The sequence below is a fragment of the Nocardia sp. NBC_01377 genome, assembly GCF_045040005.1.
In the GTDB taxonomy this organism is placed as follows: domain Bacteria; phylum Actinomycetota; class Actinomycetes; order Mycobacteriales; family Mycobacteriaceae; genus Nocardia; species Nocardia noduli.
Genome location: NZ_CP109566.1, coordinates 2,456,767 through 2,471,406, shown reverse-complemented (window position 1 = coordinate 2,471,406; position 14,640 = coordinate 2,456,767). Strand labels below are relative to the sequence as shown.

Sequence of the window (14,640 nt, the reverse complement as noted above, 5' to 3'; positions counted from 1 at the left end):
GCCCAGTACGTCGGCGAAATGGCGTTCGAGGTGATGAGGAACTCGAAACTGTCGTTGAGGGGATCCTCGAGCGAAGGTTCCACCAAGTGCTCGGACGGCGTTGTGGTCATCAGTTGCTGCCTATGGGGTACGTGCTGTCCAACTCGTCGGCGCGTGCGCGGTCGGTAGTCCGGTAAACCTGCGCGACTTTGGTCAGTTCGGTCGCCGCCGACTCGGCGAGGGTGCCGAGGGTGCCGAGGGTGACGTAATTGGGCTTCAGCTTGTTGTGCGCCTCGGCAACGGCGCTGAGGCCGGTACGGATGAGCCCGCCGTCGCCCCACACGGTGTTATCCAGGTCCAGCCACTTGTCCAGATAGGTCGCGACATTCGCATTGGCCTCGGCGAGCGTCCTCAAAGCCTCGACGAACGTATCCAGTGCGACTGGATCGACTTTCAAAGTCTCCGACATAGGATCCCCCTCTCGGCTGTACGCCAGCCGCTCTCCACCGAAGCACCTTCACACGAGATATCGGCTCAGCGCAACTCGCCGATATCTCGGGCGGCATCGCATGGCAACCGTCCCGACCGGAACCCTTTGCGCGACTATGACTGGCGACTTCGCGGGGCGAATTTCACTCGGTACACGTTGGCTGGAGCAAGGACACCCGAGGCGGGGCCTATCGACGTGGAACCGTTCCAACTGCGGCTTGTCGAGAAACCCGGAACTGATACTCGGCGTCCAGCTTCCAGTAACCGAGACGACCGCGCGACGGGCCATCGAATTCTGCTCGAAGTCACCACGCCGCACGGGTGAAAGATTCACGAGCCCAGCTCATCTCGACCGGACGAACACACTGAGTTGCCGATGAACGCGGTCGCGGAACAGCGAGGCTGGATGAGCGTCAGCGTTCGGAGTGTTCGCGGAGTCTGATCCAGCTGGTGCCCAACTGCTCCCAGATTCTCTGGTACTCATCGAAGGTATCGCGAACTCGCTGGGGATCGAGTTGGTCGGCGGCGGTTGTGGCGACGTAGAACGCCAGTTCATCCCGGAGACGGTTGAATCGATACGATGCTTCCTCCATGGCAACCCACAGGGGTCGCCAGGCAAAGAATGGCTCGAGGGCGCTGAAAGCCGTGACCACGGCCACCAGCGCGAACGCGGTGCCGGTCCAGGGATCGAGGTTTTGCAGCCCGAGGATGATCGTCGACGCGGCAGAGAAGGCGACCAGCGCTACACGCAGCACGACAGCACGCCACCGGAATCCGTGCTTACGGCGCCGAGCGTAGGCGTGACCAGCGTCGATCTGAGCCCGGACGTAGGCTGCGAGTTCTAAAGGTGTTAAGCCAGAAGGCAAGTCGCTCACGCGCTGACAATAGCGGGCCCTCACCGACCACGCTCGCCACAATCGGACACGGTATAGCGTTCAATACATGCAGGTCGATATTCAGGGCGCGGTCCGGATCGTGGGTCTGGCCATGGAACCGGGTTGGGACTGGAGCGTCGGTGCGATGGAGCAGTTCTGTGCGTCCGCGGGCTGGGAGATCATCGACCGATCCAGTCGGGGATCCGCGACCCTTCGAACGAACTTGAGAGTCGGCCGACCCGAATCCGATGTGTACGGCAACCCACGGAGTACCAACCTGATCTCCACCTACGTCAGCGATGTGGGCGATCCCGATCTGCCCGGACTGAGCGAGTGACTGGCCGAAGCGTTCGACCAGTTGTGTGCGGCCTTCACCGGCATCCTGGGAGAACGCAGGCGGGACAAGCCCGGCCGTGAAGCGACAGTCTTCCGGGATAAGCCGAACCTGACGATCGAGCTGTCCATGACTTGGCAGTCGATTTCTGTGGATCTGGTCAGGCCGGACGGCTTTTACGGTAGCGACTACCGGGAATGAGCGGGCCGAGCGGTGACCCGCACATGCCGATGCGGCGGCGAGTGCCATCCACCGTCTGCGGATCGGTCTTCGACCGCATCGACTACTACCGAATCGGTCTGAGCATCCTGAAATGCCGAATACCGTGCATAGCGTCGGTTCCTCTCCGGGAAATCGGGCCGCCCCGCGCTGGCGGTCGTCAATCGGTCACACTCAAGGACAGACGGGCTACGTGCGTCTGGGAGATCAGGACGAAATCGTCCCAGATGCTGGCGTAGTAGCCTTCCGGCCGGATCTGGACCTGCGCCGCGAATCGGATGGAGCAGGTTCTCTCGATGTCTCGGGCGAACTCGTCGATCAGCGCGTTGAGCGCGATGTCATCGGCGTCCGTCCGTTGCGGTGGATTCATCTGACCGACCGCGCTCCGAAAGTGCTCCACCCACCGCGAAACCGGTTGTATCACTTCGGTATTGAGAACCGGGTCGGCTATTACACGGAGTATGCGATCCCGTAGCGGCGTACGGGGAACAAGAAGTTCGCCGTCCAGCGCGATTACTGGGGCGAGGTCGATGCTGAAGGCATGATCGGCCGCTGACATCGCTTCCTCGAGTAGGAGCGCAGCGTCGACCGCCGCCGATTGCAGGATCCGCCAGCCGAATCGGCGCGGTTTTCTGCTGGGCGAGGCTTCTTTCTCACGAGCAGAGTGTCTATCGGCGATCGCGGCCGAGCGACTTCTTTCCTGCAACGAGCGCCGAACTGAATGCCCTGCGATGCCGCCTACCACGCGAAGAGCCAGACGTGCAGTGCCACCTGCGCGCAGCCTCGATCGGCCGACCGGGTCGGTGCCGGAATGAGCGAGGGATTCGAGGTGTTCCTTGCGCTGTTCAGGCGACATGGAGTGCATAGTGCGCACATCTGGCCGGGATCAGCGTCGACTACTACGCCCGCCTCGAGCGCGGCAACCTCACGGGGGTCTCCGAAGACGTGCTCGACAGCCTGGCCCGCGCCCTGCTGCTCGACGAAGCCGAAATCCAGCACCTGCACGACCTCACCCGTGCCGCGCAACCCCGGCCGACACGCGGCCGCAAATCGGGGCAGGACCACACCGTGCGTCCAAGCCTGCAACGATTCCTCGACGCGATCACCGACGCGCCCGCCTGGATCCGCAACAGGCGGATGGACATCATCGCCACCAACCCGCTCGGACGTGCGCTGCTCGCCCCTGTGCTCGATGATCCCGCCAACCGAGCCAACGATGCCCGGTTCGTCTTCCTCGACCCGGCCGCGCGCACCTGCTATCCCGAATGGGAACTGGGCGCGAACTCCATCGTCGCGACCCTGCGCAGCTACGCGGGCCAGAACCCACTGGACAAGGAGCTCACCGACCTCATCGGCGAACTCGTCACCCGCAGCGACACCTTCCGCCACCGCTGGTCCGCCCACAATGTGCGCTTCCACCGCACCGGCACAAAACGGATCCACCACCCCGACCTCGGCGACCTCGAATTCGTCTACGAGGGAATGGATCTCCCCGGCACACCCGACTGGACGCTCTACGCGCTCACCACCGAACCGGGGTCACCCACCGAGGAACGGATCCGCCTCCTCGGCAGCCTCGCGGCCCACCCATCTCTCGTCCGACCAGCCGAAGCATCACCGGTAGCATCAGGACCGACGGGGTCCGGTCGCATCCCGACCACAGCGCCTACCCGACCAACTCGTCGCTCATCGATCGAACCTCACACTCGATGAAGGATTGCCCGTTCGGTTGTCGGCTCGCGCACCGCTACCACCGTCCCTGGAGGAAACCGATGCAATCGTTGCTGTCGGTGAACGTCGGAATGCCGAAGGACCACTGCCGGCAGGGCAGAACTGTGCACACCGGCGTGTGGAAGTACCCGCAGGACGGCCCGGTGATGGTCCGACGCCTCAATATCGACGGCGACGGTCAGGGCGACACCGCGGGCCACGGCGGTGAGCAGCGGGCCGTGCTCGTCTACCAGATCCAGTCCTACCGGTTCTGGCAGGAGCATTTCGGACGCGACGACTTCGAGTACGGCCAATTCGGGGAGAATCTCACCGTCGACGGACTCTCCGACGACGAGGTCTGTATCGGCGACCGGTACCGCATCGGCGAGGCCGAATTCGAAGTCACCCAGCCGCGCGTCACCTGCTACCGCGTCGGCCTGCGCCTCGATGAACCCGAAATGCCCGCGCTGCTGGTCAGCCACCACCGGCCGGGCTTCTACATGCGCGTCATCCGAGAAGGACACATACGGGCGGGCGACCCGATGGTCAGAACCGTGATCGGCCCCGGCGCCATGAGCGTGGCCGATATCGACGCATTGCTCTACCTGCCCGAACGCGACACCGCCACGCTGCGCCGAGCCACAAGTCTCACCGCGCTGAGCCCGGGATGGCAGGGCTCGTTCCGTGAACTGCTCGCTGCCGCCGAGGCGTCGAGCACCGCCGTCGGTCCGGCCTGGCCCGGCTTCCGCGCGCTGCGCGTGGCGAAGGTGGTCCCCGAGAGCGCGACGGTCTCCTCGATCCATCCGACCACCCCGGATGGTGTCCCACTCCCGAATGTCCGTGCGGGCCAATACCTCACGCTACGGCTCCCCGGCGCGGGCACACCCGCCCCGGTGCGCAGCTACTCGCTGTCGACGGTGTCCGACAACGGCGACTACCGGATCAGCGTCAAACACGAACCGCACGGCAGCGTCAGCACCTACCTCACGACGAGGACACGGCCGGGCGATACCGTCGACGCCGCGGCACCGCGCGGCGACTTCGTCCTCGATGACGACACCGGCCCCGTCCTGCTGGTCTCCGCCGGTATCGGCCTCACGCCCGTACTGGCCATGCTGCACGAACTCGCCGACCTCGACAGCGAACGCGAGATCTGGTGGATTCACGGCGCACGCCGCCCGCGGGAACATCCGCTGGCCGCCGAAGCCCACGCCCTGCTCGCCTCGCTTCCGCACGGCCACGAGCACGTGTTCTACAGCGCCGAAGCGCCCACCGAACCGAGCGGGACCCACACCGGACGCCTCACCGCGGACAAACTGATCGCGCTGTCGATCCCCGCCACCGCGACGGCATACGTCTGCGGCCCCACCTCCTTCATGTCGGACATGCGGCAGGCACTCACCGCCTCCGGTCTCGACACGGCTCGTATCCACAGCGAACTGTTCGGAACCCTCGCTCCCGTCAATCCCGGTATCGACGAACAGACCGGGCCGCCACCGCACCAGCCACCCGGGCCGCCAGGCACCGGCCCGCTGGTGACCTTCGCCCGCAGCGGCCTCTCGGTGCCCTACCCGGAAGACGAGCACAGCGTGCTCGACCTGGCCGACGCCTGCGACGTCCCGTCGCGGTGGAGCTGCCGCACCGGCGTGTGCCACACCTGCACCACCACCCTGCTGGCCGGCGCGATCACCTACCGTCCCACCCCGCTGGAAGCCCCACCCGACGGCGAAGTCCTGATCTGCTGCGCCCGGCCCTACACCGATATCGTCCTGGACATGTAGAAGGTCGGGACACCCGTCTGCGGCAGCGATCGTGAATTCGGCTGATGCGCAGCCCGAGTGCTGATCCTGTTCTCGACAGCGACAGCCGGGCTCACAGTAGGGCGTCGAATTCGGTGCGCAAGTCGATTCGGGTTGCGCGGACTCCGGAATGGCAATCAACGCCCGGCAGTTGCGCAATCGGGATATTCCTCACCGACGATTCGACGAGAAGGTGCGACACAGCGCCGGTAGCGAGCGGAACCGACTCGGACCAGCGGTAGTTCGCCGTTGGGTACCGATTTCCTCTCGTCCCGTCCCTACGATGTGGCGGTTCCGCGAGTTCGCGGCGGTCGATCGAAACGCCGATATGCCGAATTGCCAACGGCGAGCAAACAACCGGCGTAGAATTTTCCTCCGGGCAGCCACATCGGAATACAAGGGGATCCTCAGATAGCGAGCACATGGTGACCACAGCCCGTCGACAGCACTCCTTTTCCCAGCCGCAGGCAACCGAAGTTGCCGGGCATCCCCAATTGCCGACATTGCCGGAATGGCCGCGTGACACCATCGGGGTACTCGCGACAGCCGACGACACCCTCCACGCCATCCCCGTCTCCTGGCCTGTCCGCGCTGGTGATCGTCGAATCCTGCTGAGTCTCATGAACCATCGCGGATCGCTGACACGCCTGCGCGCACGCCCCGAGGTGGTGCTGATGATCCTCGCCGGTGGCAATGTGGCCGTGAGCGCCGGTGGCTTCGCGCGGGTGGTTGCCGACCCGATGCCCGACGCACCGGACTACGTGGCCGTCGCCCTCGAGATCGATACGATCGAGGACCATCGCCAGGGCGCGTTCCTGGTCGAAACCGGTATCCAGCGAACCGTCGTCGACGGCACAGAACTCGCCTACCTCGAAGCGCGTTTCGCGACATTGCACGAGATCGCCAGGCGAATCGCGTAATTCGCAGGGACTGTCGCGATTCTGCACCTGCCCGGGCATCGATGCCGGGCAGGCCGTCCACATCGGACGGGTGTGATTCGGCGATCAGCGGAACAGTAGATCGCTCAGCGCGCGCGTCAGCCACTGCTCGTAACGTCGGGGGCTCCAGCCGAGGCGACCGGTCAGCTTGTCGTAGTTCTCGATGGAGACCAGCAGCCACAGGCTCACGGCGAGTTCGTCGGGTTCGATATCGGATCGCAGCCAGCCGCGACCGGACAGCATCTCGACCGCGCTGCCGACATTCGCCCTCACCGACGCCTGAACCTGCGACAGTTCGGCATCCACCTCCGGGTCGTCGGCGGCCGCCGACACGAAAGCCCGCCACACCCCCACCGTGCGCGAGGCGAGTCCGGTCAGTAGTCGGGCCGCCGCCAGCGCGAACTCGTCGGGGGTCGAGGCTTTCCGGAGATCGTCGGCTTCGGGAGCCGCGAGCACGGGCTCGTCGACGTCACGGCCGAAACTGAGCACTCGCACCGACGACGCCAGCAGACTGCGCTTTCGCCCCTGGGCCCGCACGGTCTCGAGCGAAACTCCCGCCGTCTGCGCGATCTGGCGCAACGACGTGGGCCCGTAGCCCTGGGCCGCGAAGAGTTGCGCGGCCGTGTCTATGACCATCCGGCGCGTGGCCGCCGCCTGTCGCGCTCGCAGCGGTGAAACGTAAAGCGGCTCGGACACCATATTCCTTCGACCAGATTCACCTGTACTTCGTACAGGTGAATGTTATCGCATACCAGCCGACCGCCACCGAAGGAAGATCATGGCCCACTACCTCATCGCCAGCGTCCCGATACACGGGCACGTCACTCCCCTGCTCGGAATCGCCACCGAACTCACCCGGCGAGGGGATCGGGTCGAATTCCTGACCGGAGCGCGGTTCGCCGACGCGGTCACGCGGACCGGAAGCCGATTCATCGCTCTACCGGCCGAAGCCGACTACGACGACCGACTCCTCGGCACGGGCCCCGACAGCGACCGGCCGACCGGGATCGCCGGATTGCGCCACGACGTCGCCCAGAATTTCCTGCGACCCGCCCGCGCCCAATACGACGCGCTCCTGGCGCACACACTGGCCGCCGAAACCTCACCCGACACGGTCGTGGTCGACCCGACCTTCGTCGGCGCCATGCTCCTCAGCGGTCATCCTCGGGACAGGCGACCGCCGGTGATCGTCGCGGGCATGCTTCCCCTGCCGCTCAGCTCCTCGGCGGTGCCGCCGTTCGGACTCGGGCTCCAGCCGTGGCGCGGCCCCGTCAACCGCCCGCGCAACGCCGTCCTGCGCACCCTGGTCGAGAAGTGGATCTTCGCCCCGGTCCAAGCCGACGTCGACGCGCTGTACCGTTCCGTGCACGGACGCGATGCCGAAACTTTCGTCATCAACTGGATGAGCGAGGCGGACGCGATCGTCCAGTTGTCCGTGCCGGGTTTCGAGTACCCGCGCCCCGATCTCGCGGTGCCCGTGCGCTTCGCCGGTCCGGTCATCGCGTCCACCGACGGACCCCTTCCGTCCTGGTGGGACGAACTCGACACCTCCCGACCGGTGGTGCTGGTCACCCAGGGAACCATCGCCAACCAGAACTTCGACGAACTCGTGCGCCCCACGCTCGACGCACTCGCGACCGAGGATGTCCTCGTCGTCGTCACCACGGGTGGCCGACCGATCGAGCAACTCGGAGTACTGCCGGACAATGTCCTGGCCGCGCAGTTCCTCCCCTACGACCGTCTCTTTCCCCGGCTGAACCTGCTGGTGACCAACGGCGGATACGGCGGCGTCCAATACGCGCTCGCGCATGGCGTGCCGATCGTCATCGCCGGAGACACCGAGGACAAACCCGAGGTGGCCGCCCGAGTCGCCTGGTCGGGCAGCGGAATCGATCTGCGCACCGGCCGCCCGGGCGCCACCTCGATACGCCGAGCCGTGCGAAAAGCACTCGCCTCGCCCAGCTATCGGGAGGCAGCCGCCGCGCTGGGCGAGCAGATCGGCGCCGCGCGGGGGATCGATGAACTCGTCGACACCGTGGCCGCCGTCTCGGCCGCGACGATCCGGTAGGCGACGCTCGAATCACATCGGCCGACAACCTGATCGACGTCGATGGCCGGCGGAGCGGGCCGGAGCGTTCTGTATCTCAGGTGCGGCGGGCGGCCCACACGGTGCGTTCGGTGCGGAGTGCGAGGTCGGCGCGGCGCAGGAGGCTGTGCGGGCTGTCGGTGTCGAGCAGTCGGTCGAGCGCGGCGAGGTCCTCGGGCGAGAGCACGTCGGCGACGGGGTCGCGGAGGCGTCGTAGAGTGCCGAGTGCGTAGCGGCCGATGGCGGCGCTGCCCGCGCCGTCGATGTCGACAGCGAGGGTGCGAACTCCTTCGACGGTGAATCCGGCGGCGGTCAGCATCGGCCCCCAATCGGCGCCACGGTGGGGCATGTGTTCGGCATGGAGGTGATCGGCCGCGGCGTGGCACCGGTTCTCCAGGCCGGGCCGGTCGTCCGGGGCGGCCTCGGGCAGGAATCGCGGCATTCCCGCCAGTTCCACGACCGCGAACAGTCCGCCGGGTGCGAGCACGTCGTGCACTTTTCGCAACGCGCGGTCGGGGTCGGCCGTGTGATGCATCGAGGCCGAAGCCCAGACCAGGTCCGGCGTGCCGAAGTCGGGCCATTCGGTGGCGTCGAGGTCCGCCTGAATCGTGCGCACGTGCTCCTGCACTCCCTCGGCGCACGCCTTTCGATGGAGGCGGTGGAGGTGTTCGACCGAGGAGTCGATGGCGGTGACCTGCGATGTCGGATAACGCGCGAGGAGAGCGAAAGTGCCCGCGCCGGTGCCACAGCCCAGGTCGAGGATCTCGCGCGGAGCCGCCGCGATCGGCAGCCACGAGATGACGGCGGCGGTGTGGTCGGCGAGGATCTCGGCGTCCAGGTCGAGGATCTCGGCTTGGACGGCGGAGTCTGCGACGTGCGCGGAGGAGTGGTGCGCGCCGTGGTGTGGGTGTGCGGAGGCCATGACCATGACGCTAGAGCGTCATGCGCACACCGCATAAGAAATTGCCGAATAGGCAAGAATGGGGCCGCTGAGGCTGCCGCATACGCAAGCGCGGCGACGGCTCAATCCTGCGGACCCCGGTCCACGAAGTCGAGGTACATGTCCACGGAGAAGCCCTCGACCGCCAGCGGATCGCCGGAGACCACGATCCCCAACATGTCGTCGGCCATTCCGAGGTGGTGCAGGAGAACGACGGTGGCGGTGGCGGCCACCCGGGCCTGTCCGGGTGCCGTCGGCCACCGACGCAGCACGTAGCCGTCCGGGCCGTCGACGAATCCGTGTGCGCTCAGGTAGTCCTCGGCGAGTTCGGTTCGTCCCACCCGCAACCGGATCTCCTCGCTGTCCAACTCGAGAACCGGGCGTGGCTGTGACCCGCCGGCGAAGGCGAGGCGAAGGGCCTCGGTCCCGGTGCCGACCGCGCGCATTGCCAGGTGCACGCCATCGAGCAATTCGGTCAGCACCCCGCGTAGTTGTTTGGGTGTCTCGATCCGCCATTTCTGATATCCGGGGCTTCCGCCCGCGGACCACAGGTGCGAGAACTCGTATCCGTCCGCCACCGAATAGGCCAGATCGTTCACGTCGGTGAGGTCCATGTCGTCCTCACCGATGGATTCGAGATACTCGTGCGGGTTCTCGTACCAGTGCATCCGTCGGTGATTGTCGCCTTCGACGGAACAGACGGTCAGATCCACTGTTCCGTAGTCGGACAGGTCGAACTTGCGCAGCACGCCACCGTCGACCCATGCCACCTCGAGATTGCTCAGCCCGCAGTACCACGACGGCGGACCCCACGTCGCGGTCATCACAGCGTGGAAGTGGCGAAACCGTTCGGGCGTGGTCGTGCCGAGCGGGACGGTGAACTGCGTGGTCCACGTGCTGTACATGGGCCCCGGCGCGGGCTCGATGCGGCCGTGGAAATCGGTGCCGGAAATCAGCACCGACGGGGAATCGCCTCGCTGCCACCCCAAACGGCCCCATTCATCCTCGATCTCGCCCGCCGCGTAACCGCTGACCCGCAAAGGCCGCACTTCGGTGAGTAAACGGGTGAACTGGGTATCGGTGATCGCCTCCACGCCCGTCGACGGTAGTAGCAGGGACCGACAGCGATCGCGTCAACTCCCGGAACGTGTTGTCACACTTCCTCGCACGTCACAGTTCGGTGGCCATCGGACCACGGCTGCCTCCCTCGGGCTGGTGGCCGCGTTGGGCGTCGCGGTCGAAGATACCGAGGATCTCGCAGGGGCCCGCCTCGGCTCCGATGGCGTGCGGCAACATGGTGGGGAACTCGGCGGCCTGGTTCGTCTCGACCCGGAACCGCTTGTGGCCCAGCACGAGGATCGCGGTTCCCGAGAGCACGACGAGCCACTCCCGGCCGGGGTGCGCGCGCATGCGGGCGGGATTGTCCGGCGGCGGTTCGGTCACTCGCTTGCGCACGACACTCATGCCCGGCTCGCCCTTCATCGACCAGCGCATCACCCCGTGGGCCGCGTCGATCATCGGGCTGATGACGACGTTGTCGTCGGCGGCGGTCTCGACCAGTTGATCCAGGGACGTGTCCAGGACGCGGGCGAGGGTGACCAACTGGTCCAGCGCGAGTCGGCGTTGACCGTTCTCGATGCGCGAGAGCGTGGACTGACTCAGATGGGCGCGGGTGGCCAGTTCCTCCAGTGACCAGCCCTGCGCGACACGCAGCGCCCGGATGCGTTTGCGTACGAGGCCGTCCAACTCACCATCCGCCTGCGTCATACGCAAGATTGTATGCCTCATATGCAAGGCTGGGCTATGGTCACCGACAGGAGTCCGGAACCGCTGAGCCGCCGAAGCCGCGGCCTCACCACCGCTGCTACCGCTGGGCGCCATCGGCGACCGGGTGGGCCGCAAGCCCATGCTGATCACCGGTCTCGTCGTCTTCGGCATCGCGAACGTCGCGGCGGGCCTGGCTCCGACCACAGAGGTGATGCTGGCCGCGCGGGTGTCAGCCGGTGTCGGCGCGGCGATGATCATGCCGATCACCCTGGCCGTGATCACCTCGACCTTTCCCGAGGAGCAGCGAGGAAAGGCGATCGGCGTGTGGACGGGTGTGGCCGGAGGTGGCGGCATCCTGGGCATGTACCTGTCCGCCCTCCTGGTCGACATCGTGGACTGGCGTTGGCTTTTCGTCCTGCCCGTCGTCCTCGTCGCCATTGCCCTGGCCATGACGCTGCGGTCGGTTCCCAATTCCCGCGAGCGGTCCGCCCATCCTTTCGACACAGTCGGCGCGCTGGTATCCGTCGTCGCCGTGGTCGGTCTCATCTTCGTGCTACAGGAGGGTCCCGAACGCGGCTCGACCGCGCCCGCCACTCTGATCGGCCTCGTGGTCGGCCTCGTCGCCGCCGTCGGCTTCATCGGCTGGGAACTCCGGCGCCGCGACGCCTCCCTGCTGGACGTGCGCATCGCGACGACGGGTGCCCGTGCAACAGCCGATGGCGCGTACCTGTCTGCGGCCATGCGGTTGCTTGTTTGCCGCGACCACTACCGGGCACACGACCTGTGCCCATGACACGAGACCGAGAGGACCCGGCCATGAATTCCGGACCACGCACCGACGGCGCCCAGAACTCCGACACCGACCGTGCCGACGTCGATCATCTGCCGGATTCGGACGAGCAGACGCCGACCGACGAGAAGGACCAGGCCGCCGAGATGGACTACGAGGGCGACACCCCCAATTGACCTGCGGCCGCGCCGATCCGACTCAGCCGCGCCTGGCAGATCTCACGGCTTCGGCGGCTTTTTTGTCCGCCGGGTCGAGTTTGCGGGTGTCCCGCGGTTCGGCGAACGGCTGCGCGTCCTCGGGCAATCCCGCCGCGATCGCCTTGCCGTGGTCGAGTTCGGCGTTGATCTCGGCGCCCAGCAGTAGCGCGATATTGGTCAGCCACAGCCACACCAGGAAGATCACCACGCCCGCGAGCAATCCGTAGGTCTTGTCGTAGGAGGAGAAGTTGGCGACGTAGACGGCGAACAGCGCCGAGATGACCAGCCAGATCACCACCGCCATGATGCCGCCGGGGCTGATCCATTTCACGCCGCCCTGTTTGGCGTTCGGGCTCGCCCAGAACAAGATGGCCAGCAGCACCGACACGAGTATGAACAGCACCGGCCATTTGACGATGTTCCACATCAGCACGGTGGTGTCGCCGAGGCCGAGGAAGTCGCCGATCTGCTGGGCGACGGGACCGCTGGCCACCACGATGACCGTGCTGATCACCAGCAGGATCACCGCGATGATGGTGACGCCCAGCCGGATCGGCGCGGTCTTCCATATCGGGCGCCCCTCCCCGATGCCGTAGATGACGTTCGACGCGCGCATGAACGCCGCCACATACCCCGACGCCGACCACAACACCACACCCAGGCCGACCAACGCCCCGATGCTTGCACCACGCTTGTTGGACTGTGCCTGGGTGATGAGCGTGTGCACGAAATCGGCGCTCGAGCCCGGCGCGAGCTGCTCCACCTGGTTCATGAGCTCATCGGCCGCGTCGGGTCCCAACAGGCCGAGCAGCGAGACCAGCACGATCAGCCCCGGCACGATCGCCAGAATCGCGTAATAGGTGAGCGCGGCGGCCAGATCGGTCAAATTATCGCGCTGGAACTCCTTGGCCGCGCGTTCGACCACGGCGATCAACGACGGCCGCGATAATTCGGCCGGACTGCTCGGCTCGTTCGGGTCGAGGTCCGGTCTGGCCCCGGAATCGGTCGCCGGGTCCCGAGCCTCGGCACCGTCATCGGTGCTCACCGCTTTCCCGGCCTCATCACCGTGCCGGGCCGCGCCGCGCCGATCTGTCACCATGTCGGTCCGCCTCGTTCGAGTCCATTTCTCGGTCAGGGTGCGCTGAGGAGCAAATATCGCACTGATCGAGCTGTGCCCGGAGCAGCGGCGCTCAAACACTCCGGTCGCGCCGCGCCGGTCGGGACTCGGGTTATCCCGTACCGGGCGGAACCGTGAGGCGGAATGGGTGGCCGGAGGGATCGATGAGCACCCGCCATCGATCAGGTGCGGGCTGGAATTCGGCCTCGACCGCGCCGCACTCGATCGCGGCGGCCTCTGCGGCGGCGAGATGACCCCGGACGAGATCGATTACGAGGTGGTCGGCAGTCCGAGATGATTCGTGAGTAGCGCTATCACCGCGGCCACCACCGAGGTTGCCTCTTCGGTCCGGAATCGGAACAGCCACCCGGAGACCTTGGGCCCGAACGTACCGTTCTGGCCGACATGTCCGTCGGCATCCAAAGCACGTGCCAGACCGTCGATCTGGCGATCGGACAGGCCGACTTCGCGCAGGGACGCGACGAGCCGATCGTCGGTCCCGTTCGAGTCGGCGTTCGTCGTTTCCGCCGTCGACGTGTCGACATTGTCGGATGTGGATTGGTTCCCGGTCATAGGATTCCTCGTCTCACTCGATATTCGGCTACGGGTGCGGGCGCGTCCGTCGTGCGCCGGATCCCGGTTCGGCATTGGACCTCTGCCACACTCCGACGATGGCATCGGTGAGTTCATCGGCGGCATCGGTCCAGTTCCACTCCGATCGAGGACCCCACTCCGCGAGTTCACCCTCGAGTTCGGCGCAACTGTGTATCAACAGGTTTCGTGTCATCATCATGCGGCGTGAGCGCACCGCCTCGGGAAGATCCGGCAGGCATCGGGCGATTCCCGCCAACGTCAGGACCAGCGGAGGCGAGGCCAACGCGTCGGCGGACACGACATCGCGGTAGGCCGGATCGGCGATCGCCTGCGCCGCGAAACGCGCGTACCAGCTCGGGACGCCCAGCTCGTCGAGGTGCTCGGTGAACGGACGCACGAAGGCATCGACCCAATCGCCCAGATCGGCCGAATCGGCGATCCGGGTGAGCATGCGCTGCCGTAGTGCCTCGATGGGCTCCCGATGCTTGCTTTCGATCGCGCGCAGCAGATCCGCTCGCGTGCCGAAGTGATAGCACACCGCCGCGTTGTTCCGTTGTCCCGCAGCGTCACTGATCTGTCGGTTCGACACCGCGTACATTCCGGATTCGGCCAACAGACGCTCCGCGGCCCGAAGCAGCGCATCGCGGGTCGCGGCGGCCCGATCGTTGCGCAACTCCGATGAGGCTGTCACTGCACCAGTGAAACATCGCCCTTTGATTAAATCAACCAGTTTATTTAATGTCGAGGCCGGACCACGTGTCGCCTACGGGCCCCGTTCGGCCTGCTGAGAACGTATTTCTTCACCC

General features: G+C 66.1%; 18 protein-coding genes. 7 read left to right on the top strand and 11 right to left on the bottom strand.

All coding sequences use genetic code 11. From position 1 onward, the window contains the following. Positions 1 to 109 precede the first annotated feature (109 nt). Both OG225_RS11220 and OG225_RS11215 read right to left on the bottom strand, forming a co-directional pair. Positions 110 to 448: a hypothetical protein gene (locus tag OG225_RS11220; RefSeq protein WP_405181609.1), complete on the bottom strand. Its 339-nt coding sequence runs from the start codon at positions 446 to 448 to the stop codon at positions 110 to 112. A 433-nt stretch (positions 449 to 881) separates the two neighbouring features. Next, positions 882 to 1,343, bottom strand: coding sequence for an SLATT domain-containing protein (locus tag OG225_RS11215; RefSeq protein ID WP_405181608.1), 462 nt, complete (start codon positions 1,341 to 1,343; stop codon positions 882 to 884). Between the two features lie 67 nt (positions 1,344 to 1,410). Here OG225_RS11215 and OG225_RS11210 point away from each other — a divergent pair, with 67 nt between their 5' ends. Continuing rightward, positions 1,411 to 1,680, top strand: a complete 270-nt coding sequence (locus OG225_RS11210) for a hypothetical protein (protein WP_405181607.1) — start codon at positions 1,411 to 1,413, stop codon at positions 1,678 to 1,680. 376 nt (positions 1,681 to 2,056) lie between these two features. On the opposite strand, the gene OG225_RS11205 is transcribed toward OG225_RS11210, so the two are convergent. Further along, positions 2,057 to 2,752: a hypothetical protein gene (locus tag OG225_RS11205; protein WP_405181606.1), complete on the bottom strand. Its 696-nt coding sequence runs from the start codon at positions 2,750 to 2,752 to the stop codon at positions 2,057 to 2,059. Between the two features lie 89 nt (positions 2,753 to 2,841). On the opposite strand from OG225_RS11205, the gene OG225_RS11200 reads away from it, so the two are divergent. The 3 genes from OG225_RS11200 (at position 2,842) to OG225_RS11190 (ending at position 6,325) form a co-directional block, all read left to right on the top strand. Then, a complete protein-coding gene (locus OG225_RS11200) occupies positions 2,842 to 3,609 on the top strand; it encodes a transcriptional regulator (protein ID WP_405181605.1) in 768 nt (255 codons plus the stop codon). 59 nt (positions 3,610 to 3,668) lie between these two features. Continuing rightward, positions 3,669 to 5,387 carry an MOSC domain-containing protein gene (locus tag OG225_RS11195; protein ID WP_405181604.1) on the top strand — a complete coding sequence of 573 codons (1,719 nt, stop codon included), beginning with the start codon at positions 3,669 to 3,671 and terminating at the stop codon, positions 5,385 to 5,387. Between the two features lie 440 nt (positions 5,388 to 5,827). Continuing rightward, complete coding sequence (locus OG225_RS11190; RefSeq protein ID WP_405181603.1) at positions 5,828 to 6,325, top strand: hypothetical protein; 498 nt, start codon at positions 5,828 to 5,830, stop codon at positions 6,323 to 6,325. 84 nt (positions 6,326 to 6,409) lie between these two features. Here OG225_RS11190 and OG225_RS11185 read toward each other — a convergent pair whose 3' ends face one another. Continuing rightward, positions 6,410 to 6,979: a TetR/AcrR family transcriptional regulator gene (locus tag OG225_RS11185; protein WP_405181602.1), complete on the bottom strand. Its 570-nt coding sequence runs from the start codon at positions 6,977 to 6,979 to the stop codon at positions 6,410 to 6,412. A gap of 142 nt (positions 6,980 to 7,121) precedes the next feature. Between OG225_RS11185 and OG225_RS11180 the strand changes: the two genes are divergently transcribed. Continuing rightward, on the top strand, positions 7,122 to 8,411 hold the full coding sequence (locus OG225_RS11180; RefSeq protein WP_405181601.1) for a glycosyltransferase: 1,290 nt from the start codon (positions 7,122 to 7,124) through the stop codon (positions 8,409 to 8,411). 76 nt (positions 8,412 to 8,487) lie between these two features. On the opposite strand, the gene OG225_RS11175 is transcribed toward OG225_RS11180, so the two are convergent. From OG225_RS11175 to OG225_RS11165, 3 genes are all read right to left on the bottom strand, one after another. Beyond that, entirely contained in the window at positions 8,488 to 9,351 is an 864-nt protein-coding gene (locus OG225_RS11175) for a class I SAM-dependent methyltransferase (protein ID WP_405181600.1), read from the bottom strand. A gap of 101 nt (positions 9,352 to 9,452) precedes the next feature. Beyond that, positions 9,453 to 10,463: a hypothetical protein gene (locus tag OG225_RS11170; protein WP_405181599.1), complete on the bottom strand. Its 1,011-nt coding sequence runs from the start codon at positions 10,461 to 10,463 to the stop codon at positions 9,453 to 9,455. Positions 10,464 to 10,539: 76 nt separating this feature from the next. Beyond that, on the bottom strand, positions 10,540 to 11,136 hold the full coding sequence (locus OG225_RS11165; protein WP_405181598.1) for a helix-turn-helix domain-containing protein: 597 nt from the start codon (positions 11,134 to 11,136) through the stop codon (positions 10,540 to 10,542). 94 nt (positions 11,137 to 11,230) lie between these two features. Between OG225_RS11165 and OG225_RS11160 the strand changes: the two genes are divergently transcribed. Beyond that, entirely contained in the window at positions 11,231 to 11,929 is a 699-nt protein-coding gene (locus OG225_RS11160) for an MFS transporter (RefSeq protein WP_405183235.1), read from the top strand. A 23-nt stretch (positions 11,930 to 11,952) separates the two neighbouring features. Beyond that, the gene (locus OG225_RS11155; RefSeq protein WP_405181597.1) at positions 11,953 to 12,102 is read left to right on the top strand and encodes a hypothetical protein; all 150 of its coding nucleotides are present in this window, start codon (positions 11,953 to 11,955) and stop codon (positions 12,100 to 12,102) included. Positions 12,103 to 12,124: 22 nt separating this feature from the next. On the opposite strand, the gene OG225_RS11150 is transcribed toward OG225_RS11155, so the two are convergent. The 4 genes from OG225_RS11150 to OG225_RS11135 all read right to left on the bottom strand — a co-directional run bounded on the left by OG225_RS11150 (position 12,125) and on the right by OG225_RS11135 (position 14,525). Continuing rightward, on the bottom strand, positions 12,125 to 13,222 hold the full coding sequence (locus OG225_RS11150) for a YihY/virulence factor BrkB family protein (protein ID WP_405181596.1): 1,098 nt from the start codon (positions 13,220 to 13,222) through the stop codon (positions 12,125 to 12,127). A gap of 130 nt (positions 13,223 to 13,352) precedes the next feature. Then, positions 13,353 to 13,607: a VOC family protein gene (locus tag OG225_RS11145; protein ID WP_405181595.1), complete on the bottom strand. Its 255-nt coding sequence runs from the start codon at positions 13,605 to 13,607 to the stop codon at positions 13,353 to 13,355. Next, complete coding sequence (locus OG225_RS11140) at positions 13,511 to 13,813, bottom strand: hypothetical protein (protein ID WP_405183536.1); 303 nt, start codon at positions 13,811 to 13,813, stop codon at positions 13,511 to 13,513. The genes OG225_RS11145 and OG225_RS11140 overlap by 97 nt, the downstream gene beginning before the upstream one ends. Positions 13,814 to 13,841: 28 nt before the next feature. Next, positions 13,842 to 14,525 (bottom strand): TetR/AcrR family transcriptional regulator, encoded by a 684-nt coding sequence (locus OG225_RS11135; protein WP_405181594.1) that lies wholly within the window; start codon positions 14,523 to 14,525, stop codon positions 13,842 to 13,844. Positions 14,526 to 14,640: the final 115 nt, after the last annotated feature.